The organism is Dyadobacter sp. Leaf189 (assembly GCF_001424405.1).
In the GTDB taxonomy this organism is placed as follows: domain Bacteria; phylum Bacteroidota; class Bacteroidia; order Cytophagales; family Spirosomataceae; genus Dyadobacter.
The window spans coordinates 1,004,800-1,021,574 of the sequence record NZ_LMPS01000004.1 but is presented as its reverse complement, the minus strand read 5'-3'; the positions used below and the strand labels follow the sequence as shown (position 1 = coordinate 1,021,574).

The window sequence follows — 16,775 nt, the reverse complement described above, 5'->3', positions numbered from 1 at the left end:
AGGGGAGTAAATAAAAGCCAAAAATAGAACTTTCACGAACACATTGTACGGGTGCCCGTGAAAGTTAAAGCTGTTTATCTACATTTTGCCGCCTATCTGATACAGAAGCTTCAACTTTACACCCGGTCCGGTAGTATGGCTCAGGGGAGTCAGAGGGGTAAAATAAGTGTAAACATAACCTTCGGCCTGTACTACAATCGGGTGCCAGGTTTTCTCAATTCCTACAGAGAAGTTGACCGAGCTGACAGCAGGTACTTTGGTCTTTTTATCAAATTCGTTTTTGAAGTACTCTTTGTTCGGCGCAATGCAATCGAATGAAACTTTTTCTTTGGACGAGACCGTCACATTGGTACCAACTCCGGCGTAGTAAGCCCAGTTGTCTTTCAGATTGTTCCGGAATGCGACTGTAAGCGGGATCTGGACAAGCGTCGGATTTACTTTAATGTTAAACACATCCAAAGCGAGCGGTACATCTCCCGGGTGCGATCGCTTGAAATCCTTACGTACTTTCTCCCTGAATATCTTTTCTGAAATAAACTCCATTGGTTTTACTTTCAGCCAGCTTATCCCTGCCGTGATCGAGAACTTCCTGGCCACCAGTACCTCGCCCACAACTGACTTCGCAGTTCCGTTTGCTTCCATTTGAATACCTCCCCCAAACCGGTAAGGTGCTTTAATGTCAAGCTTCGGGACTATATTATCCGCCTTCGCGGTCCTTTCCACTTTTTTGTCAGCAATGGTACTGACTTTTGCAATTTGAACATTGTTCCAGTTGATCGCTCTTTGTACCTGTCTGGTAGAGAGCCTGTTTGCCAAATCATAGTTCATCTTTCTTGAAAGCGCATTGCCACTATTTACATTCAGCGGGGACTTAGACGAGAGTACAGTGAAATATTCACGAGATACCGCGGCAGGTGGTACTTCGTCCGTACCGCTCATGCCGGAAGCTGCATATTGCCTCTCGCTGTTTGCAGAGCTCTCAGCAACTTCGGATTTTTTACGATGTGACAGGTAAGGTTCAGAAGTCCGGGTATTTGCATTAAAAGCGTAGGAATTCTCAGTGAAGCGAGCTGCATTTTCCCGCACAGCCACCTGGTAACTCTGCCTGTCTTGATCCGCATCTGCTTTTTGCACAATGTAAATGGTATCCGCTTTCGCAACCTGAGCGGGTTGTTGTTTGATCACTTCGATCTGCTCCTGCAGGTTTTTTACGTCTGCAAGCAGGCTGTCATTTTGTGATAGCTGGTTTACGTAAAGAAACGCCATTACCGCCGTTACCGAAGCTGCGGCGGCATATCCGATCCATGAACTATATTGTTGCCAAAAACTCGGCGGCGTGTGCGCATGCATGTAATTCTGCATTCTGGCCCAATCCGCTTCCTGAAAGTCTGGTTGGATACTCTCTAATTTCCGGCGTATAGTTGTTTCAAATTGATTAGTTTTCATTTCCTCTGAATGACTTTACGGCCCAATCGCTTGGAAAGAGATGTGGGTAATATTGTTTTATTAAATGCTGCAACCGGGCTCTTGCACGAACATAATGCGACCGGACTGTGGCCTCATTGATTTGCAGCAGATCTGCAATTTCCCTGTGATTGTAGCCATCGACTACATATAATAAAAAGACGTTTTTATAAACAGGCTTGATTTTCTGGATCAATGCAAGTATTTCTTCTGCTGTAATCTGCGAGATTACATCTTCTTCAAACTTCGGATAAGGCGCATCTTCCAATGCAATCATATCCTCGCTGTGCTTTTTATGTTTGCGATAATAACTGATCGCCGTATTCACCATGATAGTCCGCAACCAGGCTTTAAAGGGGTGGTTCGGATCATATTTTTGTAGATTATTAAAGACTTTCAGGAAGCCTTCATTCAAAACTTCCTCGGCTTCTTCTGTGGAGGCAGTGTAACGAAGGCAGATACTTTTAGAATAGCCGAAAAACTGTTTATAGAGATGCCGCTGCGCCTGGTTGTTACCCGCAATGCACGCAGCTACGACAGATTCGAAGTCGTTCTCATTAAAGGATATTTTTCTTCCAAATAGCAACGTCAGGGTATCAAGATTGTCAGGGATCGCATTCTTAATGTCAGTTACGTGGGTAGCTGAGCTTATGTTGCAAAAAATTACAAAAAAGTTAACGCTGTTTAAAATCAGGATTTTAGTCAGGAAAGTGACTGGTGGGAGATCAAAAGTGCCTTTCCGTGCAACAGTGGAGGAAATACCAGCGTAATCCCATTTAAAGCACCGGCTAACTGATGAAGCTGACGCCTCGGCGAGATGAAATTTTAACTTTTTATAACATTTGAAGACCTTTTGTTAGGGGTGAGTTGGAATACGGCCCGGGATCTTTCGGGGCCGTATTTATTTTTTGCTGGCGAGCATTTCCAGCGCCGAGGAATTCTTGATTTCGCCCATCACAAACAAGCTGTGCGTACTCCCAATGTTATCCAGGGAGCCAAGTTTCTGCATTAAAAATTGCTGATACTGCGACATATCGTCGACTACTACTTTTAATAAAAAATCGTAGTCGCCCGAAATGTTGAAGCATTCCATTACCTCGGGCATCGCCGTAACAGCCTTGACAAATCTTTCGCCCATATTCTTAGAATGTTCTTTGAGCGCGATATTGCAGAAAGCCATTAACTTTTTCCCGACTTTCTCACGGTCGACCAGCGCGACGTACTTCCGGATCACGCCTTCCTTCTCTAATCTTCTTACCCGTTCGTAAACCGGCGTGTAAGAAAGATTGAGCTTTTCGGATAATTCGCGTGTTTTCAGGGTCGCATCCTGTTGCAGCAAATGCAGGATTTTGGCATCTGTTTCGTCCAGATTATACATAGATAGAATATCTTTATTCACTTCAACTAACCTTCGAATATAGATAAATAGTGTATCGAATGTCAAATAGGTAGATGTTTAGTCTAATATTTTTTGTTTTATTGAATAAAAAATCTATTGACTTAAATTTGTCTCTTGTAAAGTCTGCTTCCGGCGGATTAATCATGAACTCATCAAAATATTACATAAATGATAGCAACTGAAAAGGCGGATATTCGCGAGATTCTTAAAAACCGCATTCTTGTATTGGATGGAGCTATGGGTACGATGATCCAGCGGTACAAGTTGGAGGATCACGATTACCGCGGCGACCGTTTTGCCGATTGGCCGCAGGATGTGAAAGGAAACAATGATTTACTTTCCCTGACTCGACCAGATATCATCAAAGAAATTCACGCCGCTTATTTTGAAGCAGGCGCAGATATCGCCGAAACCAATACTTTCTCCGGTACTGCCATCGCGATGGCAGATTACGGAATGGAAGAGCTGGTTTACGAACTGAACTACGAATCGGCACGGCTGGCGCGGGAAGTAGCCGACGAGTTCACCGAGCGTGAGCCTGATAAGCCAAGATTTGTGGCCGGTTCAATGGGCCCTACCAACCGGACAGCCTCTCTTTCGCCCGATGTAAACAATCCAGGTTACCGTGCAATCAGCTTTGATCAGCTGGTTGAGGCTTATTATGAGCAGATTAAAGGGTTGACTGATGGTGGTTGTGACTTGTTGCTTGTAGAAACCATCTTCGATACATTAAATGCAAAGGCAGCGCTTTTCGCAATTGACCAGTTTTTTGTTGATGCAAAAAATGGCAAGGTAGAGCGGCTTGATTCCTGGAAGAATGTACCTGGCGAATCGTTACCGGTCATGATCTCAGGAACAATTACCGACGCATCGGGCCGCACGCTTTCCGGGCAAACTACGGAAGCTTTTCTGACTTCGGTTTCGCATTTACCATTACTTTCTGTTGGCCTGAACTGTGCATTGGGTGCTGATTTAATGCGTCCCTATGTTCAGATCCTGGCGAAGGAATCTCCATTTTATACATCGGCTCACCCGAACGCCGGCTTGCCGAATGAAATGGGTGAGTATGACGAATCGCCGGAGCAAATGGGTGAGGTAATCGACGGGTTTTTGAAGGATAACCTGATCAATATCATCGGAGGCTGCTGCGGAACTACGCCCGATCACATCAGGGTGATTGCAGATCTTGCCAGGAAACATGCACCGCGTTCATTGCCGGCAGCTGAAACAGTCATGAAGCTATCGGGTCTTGAGCCGGTTAAGATCAATAAGCTGACGAATTTTGTAAACATTGGCGAGCGTTGCAACGTAACGGGATCGAAGAAGTTTGCAAGGTTGATTCGTGAAGGCAAATATGATGAAGCTTTGTCCATTGCACGCGAACAGGTGGAAAGTGGCGCGCAGATAATTGACGTCAATCTCGACGAAGGTATGATCGACGGGGTAGAGGCAATGAAGACTTTTGTGAACCTGATTGCCTCAGAACCGGATATTTCCAAAGTGCCACTGATGATCGATTCCTCAAAATGGGAGGTGATCGAATCGGGACTGAAATGTGTGCAAGGTAAGTCCATCGTAAACTCGATCTCGCTGAAAGAAGGAGAGGAGAAGTTTAAAGAATCGGCCCGGACTGTGCTGCGGTATGGTGCGGCAACAGTGGTAATGGCGTTCGATGAACAAGGTCAGGCCGATAATTTTGAACGTCGCTGCGAAATTTGTTCAAGAGCTTACAGGATCCTGGTCGATGAAGTTGGCTTCCCTGCTGAGGATATCATTTTTGACCCAAATATCCTGACCGTTGCTACGGGAATGGAGGAGCATAACAATTATGCGGTCGACTTTATCAATGCAGTTCGCTGGATCAAGGAAAACCTGCCACATGCAAAAGTTTCAGGCGGGGTGTCCAATGTATCTTTCAGTTTCCGCGGAAATGAGCCTGTGCGCGAAGCGATCCATACTGCATTCCTGTACCACGCGATCAAGGCTGGTCTGGATATGGGTATTGTAAATGCAGGCCAGATTGGTATCTACGATGAAATTCCGAAGGATGTTCTGGAGCTGGTGGAAGATGTACTGCTCAACCGTCGCCCGGATGCAACTGAGCGGCTGGTAACTTATGCCGAAACAGTTAAGGATAAAGGAAAATCGCAAAGCGGCCCGGATTTGAGCTGGCGACAGTTGCCGATTAAGGAGCGGATATCCCACGCACTGGTAAAAGGGATCTCTGATTATATAGATGAAGATATTGAAGAATGCCGCCATCTGTTCAGCCGACCTTTGGAAGTGATTGAGGGACCTCTGATGGACGGAATGAGCATTGTGGGAGATCTTTTCGGAGAGGGAAAAATGTTTTTGCCGCAGGTTGTAAAGTCTGCGCGGGTGATGAAAAAGGCGGTGGCTTATTTGCAGCCTTTTATTGAAGCCGAAAAGAGCGAAGGAGGAAGTTCAGCGGGCAAAATCCTGCTGGCGACAGTAAAGGGAGATGTGCACGATATCGGTAAGAACATCGTAGGAGTAGTGCTCGGTTGTAACAACTACGAAATCATCGATCTGGGGGTAATGGTGCCGACAGACAAAATCCTCGCGGCGGCGGAAGAACATAATGTAGATATTATCGGATTGTCGGGACTGATTACACCTTCGCTGGATGAAATGGTAGGTGTAGCAAAAGAAATGGAGAGAAGAAAGCTGAAAACTCCTCTTCTGATCGGCGGAGCGACTACTTCACGCATTCACACAGCTGTAAAAATTGATCCAAATTATTCCGGCCCGGTTATTCACGTACTGGATGCTTCGCGTTCGGTTCCGGTCGCGGGCAAATTGATCCAGAGCGAGAAAAGCCAGGCAGATGTACTCGCAGATATTAAAGCGGAATATGCCAAATTACGCGATGATCATGCCAAAAGAGGTGGTGAAAAAGCGCATATCAGCATTGAAAAAGCGCGTGAGAATAAAGCGAAGATCAATTGGAGTGAATTCACAGCAACGAAACCGCAGTTCTTAGGAACACGCGTTTTCGATGATTACGATCTGGCGGATATTGCAAAATACATTGACTGGACACCATTCTTCCAAACCTGGCAGCTGCACGGGAAATATCCCAAGATATTTGAAGACAAGGTGGTAGGGCAGGAAGCAATGAAATTGTACGAAGATGCTGCAGTGTTACTGGGCGAAATCATTCGTGATAAAACGCTCAAAGCAAAAGCAGTGGTCGGCTTCTGGCCGGCAAACTCCATTCAGGACGATATCGTGCTGCATAGCTTCGAGGAAGAGACACGGGAGGTTCCGTGTGAGCGGCACGGTTCGCACAATCACATTGAGTACAGAATTAGCCAGCACGCGGAAGAAAATCTGAATGCAGGAGAGCTGGTGGCAGATACCGCGGCGGTTTTGCATCATTTACGCCAGCAAAGTCAGAAAGCTTCCAATCTGCCAAACTATTGTCTGTCAGATTTCGTAGCGCCATTGGAAAGCGGCCACCAGGATTATATCGGAGGGTTTGCAGTGACTGCTGGAATCGGCATTGAGCCGCTGATTGAGAAATATGAAAAAGACCACGACGACTACAACAGTATCATGATCAAAGCGCTTGCGGACAGACTGGTGGAAGCGCTTGCGGAGCTGATGCATGAAAAGGTGAGAAAGGAACTGTGGGGTTATGATAAAAGTGAAAGCCTTTCCAATGAAGAGCTGATCAAAGAAGCGTATAGAGGTATCCGTCCCGCGCCGGGCTATCCTGCCTGTCCCGATCATACCGAGAAAAGAATGCTCTTTGACCTGTTGAAAGCAGAGGAAATCGGCATTGAGCTGACAGAAAGTTTCGCAATGTATCCTGCAAGCAGTGTAAGCGGCTGGTATTTTTCACACCCCGAAAGCAGGTATTTCCCGGTAGGAAAAATATTTAAAGATCAGGTTGAAGATTATGCCCGCAGAAAGGAGATGTCTGTGGAGGAAACGGAAAAATGGCTGTCTCCTGTTTTGGGATATTAATCTGTTAAGCTTCAAGCATTTTTCAAAGGGATGTGGATTTATTCACGTCCCTTTTTTATTTGGGAATAATATACTTTTTCAACGCTATACGCGTATTTAAATGGAGCATCGAGCAATAAACAGGTATTTATACTCTATTTTCTCAATATTTTACAGTAGATATTTGTCTAATTGAAGTAGTAAATAGTTTATTAGCCATGAAAAGAAATATCTCAGTCTTCATTCTTCTGATTCTGCTTGCATCTTCATTTAAATACAGAACCAAGGCAAGAGAAAACAGTCAGCCATTTTTGCCTGATCGTTTAAGGAATATGGTTCCCGCGAAACCTGCGGAGCAGAATACATTTGAAGCTGCGGTAACTAAAATGCAGCAGGCAAATCTTGAAATGGAAAGAGGTAATCCCGAACTTTTTAAATCATTGTGGCTCCAAAGTGATGATGTAACATTTTTCGGCGACAACAGAAATGCTGAACTCAAAGGTTGGAATGCAATATCAGCCAACCTCGACTCAGCCAAAAAGCCGGTTTCTGCTGATGTCAATTATACATTCGAAAAGATTGCCAGCGACGAAGGTGATTTGCAGGCTTACTTAATACAAAAAGAACATTACAAACCTGCGGATGGAAAGTCCAGGGATTTGCAGGTGACTGTCGTCTTCCGGAAAGAAAATGGTGAATGGAAAATCGTTCACCGCCACGCAGACAGCATCTTACCCGGCAAGAAATCAGACGAAATTGCTAAATAATTGCGCTGAGTCCTGATATTTAATTCGGCGTAGCACATACCGATATTTTGTTGTTATTTTTGCACCTTTGGCTAAAAAGTGACGACACAATATTTATGGAAAGATTTACAGGACTGCTCGGTATTGTGCTGATCCTCGGCATTGCATTCGCAATGTCAAACAACAGAAAAGCAATTAATTACCGTACCGTTGGCGTGGGTCTTGCGTTGCAGTTCGGTTTGGCAGTCTTCATTCTCCGAACGGATATTGGCCAGGCAGTCTTTCAGTGGCTGGGTGAAAAAGTACAGAAGCTCCTTTCGTTTTCAGACAAGGGAGCTGATTTTGTTTTTAGCACACTGGTAAGGCCCGATCTTATGCAGCGCGCATTCGGTCCCGGTAACGACTTCGTTTTCTTCTTCAAGATTATCCCTACCATCATTTTTGTTGCTGTTCTCGTGAATATGCTCTATCACCTCGGGATCATGCAACGATTGGTATCTTTCATCGCAAGAGGTGTTTACTGGCTGATGGGCGTGAGCGGGGTGGAAGCACTTTCCAATGTAGCAAGTACATTCGTTGGACAGGTTGAGGCGCAAATTATGATCAAGCCTTACCTGAAAAATATGACCAATTCGGAGTTAATGGCTTCGATGACGGGTAGCTTTGCCTGCATTGCAGGGGGAGTTATGGCGGTTTACATCTCTTTGGGAGTACCCGCGCCTTATCTGATCGCGGCTAGTTTGATGGCGGCGCCCGGCGCATTGGTCATTTCCAAAATCGTCTTTCCCGAAACACTGCAGTCTGATTCAAAAGGTGCTGTGAAACTGGAAATCCAGAAAACGCACGCGAATTTGCTGGATGCAATTGCAGGCGGCGCAAGTGAAGGCTTGAAAGTAGGGTTCAATGTAATTGCGATGCTGATCGGCTTTATCGCATTGGTTGCATTACTGGATTATCTGCTCGGCTACATAGGCGGACTTTTCTCGTTTCCGCAACTCAGTTTCAACTTCGTTTTAGGGAAAGTATTCTCGGTTTTTGCGTGGGCAATGGGAGTGCCTGCGAAAGACATTGAAACAGCAGGCTCTTTGATGGGTACCAAAATGGTGATCAATGAATTTGTAGCATATCTTGACCTGGTTAAGGTAAAAGATACCCTTGACCAGAAAACCATCGTCATCACCAGTTTTGCATTGTGCGGCTTTGCAAATTTCAGCTCCATTGCCATTCAGGTAGGAGGAATTGGAGAGCTGGCCCCCACGCGGCGCGCTGATCTTGCGCGGCTGGGCTTCAAAGCATTGATATGCGGTACACTGGCTTCTTACATGTCTGCTACATTGGCCGGCTTGTTGTTATGATTTGGTAAAATCCGGTTCCTGATTTTCATGTTGGCACAGATATTTCTGACCTGTTTTCAAATTAACAGCACAGAAACGCTACTCCATGAAAAATATCAAACTGTATTTCTCTATCATCAAGGAAAGCTTTAACGAGTTTATGAACGATAGCGGGCTCAAATTGAGCGCAGCGCTTTCGTACTATACCATATTTTCACTGGCACCGATGCTGCTTGTGATCATATCGGTTTTCAGTATCTTTTTTGGTAAAGATGCCATTCAAGGTGAGCTTTTTGGTCAGATCAGCGGACTGGTAGGCGCGAGTGCTGCCCAGCAGTTACAGGAAATCCTGAAAAATGCAGAGCTCTCCAACAAATCGGGAATGGCGGCGGGGATCGGGATTGTCACGCTGCTGATCGGTGCGACCGGGGTTTTTGCTGAAATGCAGGACTCCATTAATTATATCTGGTCCATCAAATCCAAGCCTAAGAAAGGGTGGCTGCAATACCTTAAAAACCGCCTGATATCATTTTCGATGATACTTACCCTGGGTTTTTTGCTTGTGGTATCACTGGGAGCAAGCGCGTTGGTGGATGTATTAAGCAACCGTCTCGAAAGCTATTTTTCGGAAGCTTCCGTAGTGCTCTTCTACATTGTTAACCTTGCATTGGTACTTACCATTATTACATCCCTGTTTACAGTGATCTTCAAGATTCTTCCGGACGGAGAATTGAGATGGAAAGAATGCATGGTAGGAGCAGGATTTACTGCTATTCTCTTTCTGATCGGTAAATTCGTGATCAGCTTTTACCTGGGTAAGTCGGATCTTGGGGCAGCTTATGGTACCTCAGCTTCCATTGTAATCCTGCTCACCTGGATTTATTATTCGTCCATCATCCTCTATTTCGGAGCTGAATTTACCAAGGTATACGCCCGGCTGGATGGAGTAGGCATTACGCCGAATCACCACGCGGTATTGATTGTGAGGCAAGAACTTGATGAAGATACAGGAAAGGTAGTTTCCTGAAAGGCATAAAAAAGGTGCCTCTTGCATTTGCAGGAGGCACCTTTTTTACTTTGTAATCTATTTGATAACCATTTCAAATGGCATTCTGGCCTGCATTCCGCCCATGTTCATCAGCTTCTTGTACATCTTCACGTAAGGTGCCAATTCACCCAGGTTTTTTGCAGTTACTTTCTCTTCTTCGTCTCCTATCATCTTATTGAAAAACTCATCAAGAGGTTTTTTCTTTTCGGGATAATAACGCACGCGGTAATCTCCTTCTGATAGCTTCGCCGCTTTCGCCGCTATTTTGACTGCATCATCGACGCCGCCAAGTACGTCAACCAAACCGTTTTGCTTTGCTTCCACACCCGACCAAACCCTTCCCTGAGCGAGGCTCTTCAATTTTTCGACCGACATTCTGCGGCCCTGGGCCGCTTTTCTTGTGAAAGTTTCGTAACCCTCATTTACACTTTTCTGAATCATCGATTTTTCAAATTCAGTCATTTCGCGCGTTGCAGTAGGCCAGTCAGCGTGCGGGCTTGTACCTACGCCGTCGAAAGTGATACCCAGCTTGTTGTTCATGAAATCGGTTACATTAAATACAAGCCCGAAGATCCCGATTGAGCCGGTGATGGTATTAGGTTGGGCAACGATCGTATCACAGCCCATCGCCATATAATATCCACCCGAAGCTGCTACATCAGACATGGAAGCTATTACTGGCTTTTTCTTGGCAGTAAGCTGAATTTCACGCCACATAATATCGGAAGCAAGCGCACTGCCGCCCGGAGAATTGATCCTGATCACAACCGCTTTGATCTTGTCGTTTTCGCGGATTTCTTTCAGCTCTTTTACAAACTTGTCAGATCCGATATTATCATCACCGCCGTCGCCGCTGGTAATTTCACCCTCAGCTACCAACACACCTATGCGTTTGTTGAAATCGCCTTCTTTCACTTTGGCGGGGCCTTTCAGGTATTTGCTTACGCCCACATAGGAGATATTCTTCTTCTCTTCAACTTTCAGCTCCTTTTTGAGGTAGGATTCCAGCTCGTCCTGGTAACCCAGGTTTGTAATGAATTTGTTGTTCAAAGCGGCTTTTGGATTTTCTACACCAAGTGAGTCAGCCAGGTTTTGCAATTGCGGAACGGGGATTCCCCGCGATGCCGAAATATTTTTAAGGAAGTTGCCGTTAATGGCGGTAATAAGCTCGGAAGACTGCTTTTTGCTCGCTTCGCTCATATCCGAGCGCGTAAACATTTCAATGGCGCTCTTGAATTCACCTACCCTGAAAACCAGCGGTTTTACGTCCAGCTTGTCAAATGTGCCTTTGAAAAAGCTGTATTCCACCGAAAGTCCATTCCATTCAATGCCGCCTACTGGGTTCAGGTAGATCTTATCAGCTACCGAAGCGAGGTAGTATCCTTTTTCGGAGTAGGATTCAGCATAGGTAACGATGAATTTCTTTGATTTTTTAAATTCCGTCAGCTGGTGCCTGATTTCCTCCAATGTAGCCCAGCCTGCTTCCGGGCTGTCTGTTTTCAAATATATTCCTTTGATTTTATCGTCAGCCTGAGCGTTTTTCAAAGCTTCCAGAATGTCTTTCAAACCCACTACATCATTGTTACCACTGAACATTCCGCCAAAATCAGAAAAAGGATTATCAACACCCACTTCCTGGATCGGCTGGTTCAAATCAAGTTTAAGGACTGATTTATCATTGATAACAACTTCTTCATCAGACGAAAACATGGAGCCTATGCCGACCAGAATTGCGAAAGACAAGAAGAAAAAGAGGATGATGCCCACGAATGTGGCGAGCACGTACTTAAAGAACTGCAGCATTTTATATTAACGGTATGAAGTTTTCATTTTAAAGATACGTAAGGAACAAAAATATGTAGTAATTGTGCGGCGATGCGGGAGAAATATTGTCAAAAGGTCGAACGCTATTTTAAGTGGTTTATAAGCTCTGGTAAAACTTTTAAGCGCACCCCACAAGTATTACAAACCCCGATTCAGTATTTTTGAAAAAAACAATGGAGATGAAAAAGACCCTCATTTTAGTCCGTCACGCCACTGCCGAGGACCAAACTTTCAGAACACGCGATTTTGACCGCAACCTGAATAATAAAGGGCTCGCAGAAGCTGAGTTAATGGGAAAATGGCTGGCCGATTCGAATGTAAGGCCGGACATTTTCATTTCGAGCCCGGCTTCAAGGGCATTTAAAACAGCGGAGATTTTTGCAAAACAGCTGGGGGTTAATGTAGCTTCCATTAATTCACGCGCCGATATCTACGATGGCGGACCAAGAGCATATCTTACTTCGGTGAATGCGGTTTCTGAGGATTTTTCAACACTTATCCTTTTCGGCCATAATCCGGACATAACCTATTTTGCCGAATACCTTTCTGGTTCAAATATCGGCTCGATGAAGAAATCAGGGATTGCTTTTATAGAGTTTAAAGAGCAGAAATGGGAGGAGATATCAGCCAAAACGGGCGATTTGATTTTGTATAAAACACCAAAACAGGTCGGGGGAATTGAGTAAAATGGAAAAATCTAACAGGAACCGGCGCATTTTCATCATCGTATTTATAGCATTCGTAGCACTCTTTGCCTACATATCCTATGATATGTCGAGCCGCACTACAGCTCCCTGGAACAAGCCCAAGCAACTGAACCGCGCATTACCCGGGGCAGCTCCTGACGCGGATTCCCTCAAACTGGATTCGCTCATGCAGGAAGTCGAGTAACAATCAGCCCCTGGGATGGAATTCCTTTACGATCTGTTTGAGATAATCCCTGTCCAAATGCGTGTAAATTTCGGTGGTGGTAATGGACTCGTGGCCGAGCATTTCCTGCACCGCCCGCAAGCTCGCGCCTCCTTCGATCAAATGCGTAGCAAAAGAATGGCGAAAAGTATGCGGACTTACATTCTTCTGAATACCGGCTTTTTCGGCAATGTCTTTGATCATTAAAAAGATCATCACCCGCGAGAGCTGTCCGCCTCTCCGGTTCAGGAAAACAATGTCGCCGCTATCCTTATCAGGCGCAATTTCATTCCGGACGTGTTCGAGGTAAATCTGCGTGTACTTAATTGCCTCTTTCCCAATAGGTACCAGTCTCACTTTGTCGCCTTTGCCTAAAATCCGAAGAAAGCCGATATCGAAGTAACAATGGGTAAGCAGCAAGCTTGTAAGTTCTGATACCCGTAACCCGGAGCTGTACAGTACTTCAATAATCGCGCGGTTTCGGGTACCTTCCGGAGTTGAATGGTCGATCGCGCCGAGCATGGATTCTATCTCTTCGTAGGAAAGCACATCGGGCAATTTGCGTGGAAGGCGCGGGGATTCCAGCAGCTCCGTCGGATCGTCGGCTATCTCATTTTCGAGCACCAGATATTTAAAAAAAGCTTTGATACCCGACAGCATCCTGGCTTGCGAATGCGCCGCAAGGCCAAGTTCGGCGAGGTATTTCAAAAATGCGGTCAGGTGTGCCTCCTCTATTTTTCCGGGAGCAAGGTTGATCCCTGCCAGGGTAACAAACTCTTCCAGCTTCTCCACATCACGGACGTAAGCCTCCACCGAATTACCCGATAGCGCGCGTTCCAGCCGCAGGTAGTTTTTGAAATGTTTAATGTAGCTTTGCCACATAGCAAGAAGAAAATTTAATCTGCACGAATCAATGAAAAAGATATTGATCCTGAATGGTCCCAATCTAAATCTTTTGGGCAAACGTGAACCTACAATTTACGGCAGCCAGTCATTTGAGGATTATTTTGAAACACTAAAAGGTACATTCCCTGGCGTAGAACTGCATTACTTCCAATCCAATCACGAAGGCGCGCTCATTGATAAAATACACGAAGTAGGTTTTACATTCGATGGTATCATTATCAACGCAGGCGGGCTGACGCATACTTCCATTGCATTGGCAGACGCATTATCATCAGTGAGAACCCCGGCCATCGAGGTTCATATTTCCAACATTCACGCAAGAGAATCCTTCCGTCACCACAGCTACCTCACATCAAGATGCAAAGGAATGATCTGCGGGCTGGGACTGAGGGGTTATGAGTTGGCGGTGAGGTGGTTTGATTTCTAATGATTGAATGATTGAATGAGTGAATGAGTGAATAAGTGGATAAGTGGATTTCAAATTAATTCACTCATTCACTCATTCAAAATTACCTGAAAACCGCATTGCTGAAAAGGATCTTTCCATTGTAGAGCATGGCGCGGAAAACGGGATCGTCCATCATGTAGATAACCTGGCCGCGTCCCATTTCCTGTGCACCCAGGATCAATGTGTTTTTAAGCTTGCCGCTCATTTTATTACCTACAAAACCCGCTTTATAGCTCGTTTCTGTCAGGTATCCTACATTCCAGCCGTCTTTCAGATACTCACGCTCGTAAGCATCCCTTACGAGAGTAGTGTATTCTTTTGAGCAACCAAATGAGAGTGGGTGAGTTTCGTCCATCGTGAGCTGGAACATGCTGCCAGGCGACGAATCGCTCGCATCCTCACGCTCCTGATCGCCGTACTTTTTAAAGAAGTCTGCGTCTTTTTTCTTTTCTGAAAACTTCTTGCTGAGATTGAATCCAGGCTTGTTCAGGAAAGCATCCGTGGAGCCTTCCATTGCGATCAGTTTTCCGCCATTTTTTATCCAGCTTTGCAGGGCTTCCAGCTGCTTTTCGCCAAGGATATCCCCATATCTTCCATCCGGCAAAATCAGAACGTCAATTTCACTCCATGGAAGCGAAGAGAGCCTGGTTGCATTGACAATGGTGACCGGATATTTGATCTGCTGCTCAAAATAATGCCACACTGCACCGAACGACGTGGCTGAAATACCTTCGCCGCTTACCGCCACAACTTTCGGCGCGTTAATGGAAGCAACATGGTCATCGCCAAAATCCGCCCCTGAGGTTACCATACCTGTTTTGACAGGAGTAAGCTTTACAAAGTGCTTTGTTGCCAGCGAGGTCACGATTTTATCAAAATCAGCCCGCTCATTTCCTTTTTTTGTAATGATCAATGTGCCTGCCTCAAATGACTGCTTTTCAATTTCGAAGGGAATATTAGAGGTTTTTACCATAAAGCCGTTTTTGAGCAGCTCAGCCAGGAAAACAGCATCGCCGAATTCTGACCATTTAGCTACATAAGCATATACAGGAAAACCCGGGATCGCATTCTCTGTTTTTTCGGGCTGATAGGTTGCCGGAACGAGCTTTTCTTTCAGTCCGTAAGCTTTCAATCCAAAAATATATGACAAGCCCCAGCTCGTAACATCATAGGTAACCGAATCTTCCAGTACCGGCTTAGGTTCGAAAAGTACCCGGAGCAGGTTCGATTTCGGCTGAAATGCGCTGATCAGCAAATCATTATTTTCAATCTTAACAGACTCGTCAACAGAACTGCTCAGCTCCGTTCCTTTTACGGAGGCAGACTTTCCGGCAATCCCATAAGAGATACCCTGCTTGCTTAGCCAGTTGCCGAAATACCTGATGCGCTCTTCGTGTCCCTTTGTTTTTATTACGTAAGTCTTGAAGTTGCCCGCGGGTGCTTTTGCCGCATTATCGTGGTATTTGATAAACTCGTTAACGATCTTCTCTTTTTGTGACAAAACAGCTTCAAGCGTGGCCAGCGTGGTTGCATAGTGATGCGAAATGCGGCTTTTGAGTGTCAGCGTATCGTGCTCTTCCTTGCGTTCGATGCCGAGGCCGGCTCTACCGCCACCACCTTGCTCGTAAGTCACGCCCACAGCGCCATTAACGGTCGGCCAGGTATCTCCGTAGCTCGGATAGAAGAGATCGTAGTTGTATTTGGTAAAATAGGCCCAGTTGTTTTTGTCAAAATATTTGCGGCAGTACTCACCGATCAGGTCGTTAAACTGTCGTTGCCACGCTGTAATGTCTTTGTGAAAGGGTTTTGCAGCAGGAGGGAAGTAGTAGCTCCTCGAAGGACCCATTTCGTGGAAGTCGGCATGAAAATGCGGCATCCATTGATTGTACAGCGCAATCCGCTCCTGCGTTTCTTTCTGTGTTTGCCAAGCCCAGTCGCGGTTCAGATCGAAGAGGTAGTGATTAAACCTGCCGCCGGGCCAGGGTTCGTCGTGCTCCAATGCGAATGGGGTTACATCCGGAACTGCATTCTGGACCCGGTTATACCATTGCGAGTAGCGCTCGTATCCGTCGGGATTAATGCAGGGATCCACCATGATGACAAGGTTTTTCAGAAAATCCTTCGTCAATGCATTGTCCTTGTTGAGCAGCTCATAAATTACCTGCATGCTGGTGTTGGCAGAAACCGATTCGTTTCCGTGCACATTATAGCTCAGCCACACGATCGGCGGAACGCTCGCATCGGGCTTGCCTTCCAGCAGACCAATGCTTTTAAGATGATTTTGCCGGATCGATTCCAGCTTGCTCATATTTTCCGGTGACGAGATAAATGCAATCATCAGCGGCCTTCCCTCATTGGTTGAACCGTACTGCACCAGTTTCATCCGGTCCTGGTTCTGGGATTGGAGCAAAGTGAAGTACTGGGTGATCTGGCTATGAAAAGCAAACTTGGAACCAAGCTGAAATCCGAGGTGCTGTTCGGGTGTTGTATTTTGGGCAAAGACGGGGATTGCAGAAAAGGCAAGAAGAAGAACGCGGATATATTTTATCATAGGAGCAATTAGAAGAAATGCATAGACCCAAATTTAGAAAGTTACCCGTTTGGAATGTTAATCGCAGTTGAATAAAAAAAAGTTTACGGCAGAACGCGCTGATAATGAATTGATAAAAAAATAAGTGAATTTTATTTGCGTACAGAAGTTGCTTTTTAGAAATCGAGCCTGCAT

At 45.5% G+C, this 16,775-nt stretch carries 13 protein-coding genes; 7 read left to right on the top strand and 6 right to left on the bottom strand.

Annotated features, from left to right (window positions below):
* Positions 1–78: 78 nt before the first annotated feature.
* The 3 genes from ASG33_RS13540 to ASG33_RS13530 form a co-directional block, all read right to left on the bottom strand.
* Positions 79–1,446 carry a hypothetical protein gene (locus tag ASG33_RS13540; RefSeq protein WP_056285792.1) on the bottom strand — a complete coding sequence of 456 codons (1,368 nt, stop codon included), beginning with the start codon at positions 1,444–1,446 and terminating at the stop codon, positions 79–81.
* Positions 1,436–2,050 (bottom strand): RNA polymerase sigma factor, encoded by a 615-nt coding sequence (locus ASG33_RS13535; protein ID WP_056285789.1) that lies wholly within the window; start codon positions 2,048–2,050, stop codon positions 1,436–1,438. The genes ASG33_RS13540 and ASG33_RS13535 overlap by 11 nt, the downstream gene beginning before the upstream one ends.
* A gap of 315 nt (positions 2,051–2,365) precedes the next feature.
* On the bottom strand, positions 2,366–2,842 hold the full coding sequence (locus tag ASG33_RS13530; RefSeq protein ID WP_056285785.1) for an Lrp/AsnC family transcriptional regulator: 477 nt from the start codon (positions 2,840–2,842) through the stop codon (positions 2,366–2,368).
* 189 nt (positions 2,843–3,031) lie between these two features.
* On the opposite strand from ASG33_RS13530, the gene metH reads away from it, so the two are divergent.
* The 4 genes from metH (at position 3,032) to ASG33_RS13510 (ending at position 9,942) form a co-directional block, all read left to right on the top strand.
* A complete protein-coding gene (gene metH, locus ASG33_RS13525; protein ID WP_056285783.1) occupies positions 3,032–6,856 on the top strand; it encodes a methionine synthase in 3,825 nt (1,274 codons plus the stop codon).
* Positions 6,857–7,053: 197 nt separating this feature from the next.
* Positions 7,054–7,602 (top strand): nuclear transport factor 2 family protein, encoded by a 549-nt coding sequence (locus ASG33_RS13520; protein ID WP_056285780.1) that lies wholly within the window; start codon positions 7,054–7,056, stop codon positions 7,600–7,602.
* A 95-nt stretch (positions 7,603–7,697) separates the two neighbouring features.
* Positions 7,698–8,936 (top strand): NupC/NupG family nucleoside CNT transporter, encoded by a 1,239-nt coding sequence (locus tag ASG33_RS13515; RefSeq protein ID WP_056285777.1) that lies wholly within the window; start codon positions 7,698–7,700, stop codon positions 8,934–8,936.
* Between the two features lie 85 nt (positions 8,937–9,021).
* Positions 9,022–9,942: a YihY/virulence factor BrkB family protein gene (locus tag ASG33_RS13510; RefSeq protein WP_056285773.1), complete on the top strand. Its 921-nt coding sequence runs from the start codon at positions 9,022–9,024 to the stop codon at positions 9,940–9,942.
* A 57-nt stretch (positions 9,943–9,999) separates the two neighbouring features.
* On the opposite strand, the gene sppA is transcribed toward ASG33_RS13510, so the two are convergent.
* On the bottom strand, positions 10,000–11,766 hold the full coding sequence (gene sppA / locus ASG33_RS13505; protein WP_056285769.1) for a signal peptide peptidase SppA: 1,767 nt from the start codon (positions 11,764–11,766) through the stop codon (positions 10,000–10,002).
* A gap of 200 nt (positions 11,767–11,966) precedes the next feature.
* Between sppA and ASG33_RS13500 the strand changes: the two genes are divergently transcribed.
* Complete coding sequence (locus ASG33_RS13500; protein ID WP_056286553.1) at positions 11,967–12,473, top strand: histidine phosphatase family protein; 507 nt, start codon at positions 11,967–11,969, stop codon at positions 12,471–12,473.
* Between the two features lies 1 nt (position 12,474).
* The gene (locus ASG33_RS13495; protein ID WP_056285765.1) at positions 12,475–12,678 is read left to right on the top strand and encodes a hypothetical protein; all 204 of its coding nucleotides are present in this window, start codon (positions 12,475–12,477) and stop codon (positions 12,676–12,678) included.
* A 3-nt stretch (positions 12,679–12,681) separates the two neighbouring features.
* Here ASG33_RS13495 and xerD read toward each other — a convergent pair whose 3' ends face one another.
* A complete protein-coding gene (xerD, locus tag ASG33_RS13490; RefSeq protein WP_056285763.1) occupies positions 12,682–13,578 on the bottom strand; it encodes a site-specific tyrosine recombinase XerD in 897 nt (298 codons plus the stop codon).
* Between the two features lie 31 nt (positions 13,579–13,609).
* Here xerD and aroQ point away from each other — a divergent pair, with 31 nt between their 5' ends.
* Positions 13,610–14,029: a type II 3-dehydroquinate dehydratase gene (aroQ, locus tag ASG33_RS13485; RefSeq protein ID WP_056285759.1), complete on the top strand. Its 420-nt coding sequence runs from the start codon at positions 13,610–13,612 to the stop codon at positions 14,027–14,029.
* A gap of 82 nt (positions 14,030–14,111) precedes the next feature.
* Here aroQ and ASG33_RS13480 read toward each other — a convergent pair whose 3' ends face one another.
* Positions 14,112–16,601, bottom strand: a complete 2,490-nt coding sequence (locus tag ASG33_RS13480) for a M14 family metallopeptidase (protein WP_056285757.1) — start codon at positions 16,599–16,601, stop codon at positions 14,112–14,114.
* Between the last annotated feature and the right edge of the window lie 174 nt (positions 16,602–16,775).

Excerpts from the sequence above, each read along its gene's own strand:
- ASG33_RS13540 (WP_056285792.1), bottom strand. The coding sequence starts at position 1,446 with ATGAAAACTAATCAATTTGAAACAACTATACGCCGGAAATTAGAGAGT.
- ASG33_RS13530 (WP_056285785.1), bottom strand. The coding sequence starts at position 2,842 with ATGTATAATCTGGACGAAACAGATGCCAAAATCCTGCATTTGCTGCAA.
- metH (WP_056285783.1), top strand. The coding sequence starts at position 3,032 with ATGATAGCAACTGAAAAGGCGGATATTCGCGAGATTCTTAAAAACCGC.
- ASG33_RS13520 (WP_056285780.1), top strand. The coding sequence starts at position 7,054 with ATGAAAAGAAATATCTCAGTCTTCATTCTTCTGATTCTGCTTGCATCT.
- ASG33_RS13515 (WP_056285777.1), top strand. The coding sequence starts at position 7,698 with ATGGAAAGATTTACAGGACTGCTCGGTATTGTGCTGATCCTCGGCATT.
- ASG33_RS13510 (WP_056285773.1), top strand. The coding sequence starts at position 9,022 with ATGAAAAATATCAAACTGTATTTCTCTATCATCAAGGAAAGCTTTAAC.
- sppA (WP_056285769.1), bottom strand. The coding sequence starts at position 11,766 with ATGCTGCAGTTCTTTAAGTACGTGCTCGCCACATTCGTGGGCATCATC.
- ASG33_RS13500 (WP_056286553.1), top strand. The coding sequence starts at position 11,967 with ATGAAAAAGACCCTCATTTTAGTCCGTCACGCCACTGCCGAGGACCAA.
- ASG33_RS13495 (WP_056285765.1), top strand. The coding sequence starts at position 12,475 with ATGGAAAAATCTAACAGGAACCGGCGCATTTTCATCATCGTATTTATA.
- xerD (WP_056285763.1), bottom strand. The coding sequence starts at position 13,578 with ATGTGGCAAAGCTACATTAAACATTTCAAAAACTACCTGCGGCTGGAA.
- aroQ (WP_056285759.1), top strand. The coding sequence starts at position 13,610 with ATGAAAAAGATATTGATCCTGAATGGTCCCAATCTAAATCTTTTGGGC.
- ASG33_RS13480 (WP_056285757.1), bottom strand. The coding sequence starts at position 16,601 with ATGATAAAATATATCCGCGTTCTTCTTCTTGCCTTTTCTGCAATCCCC.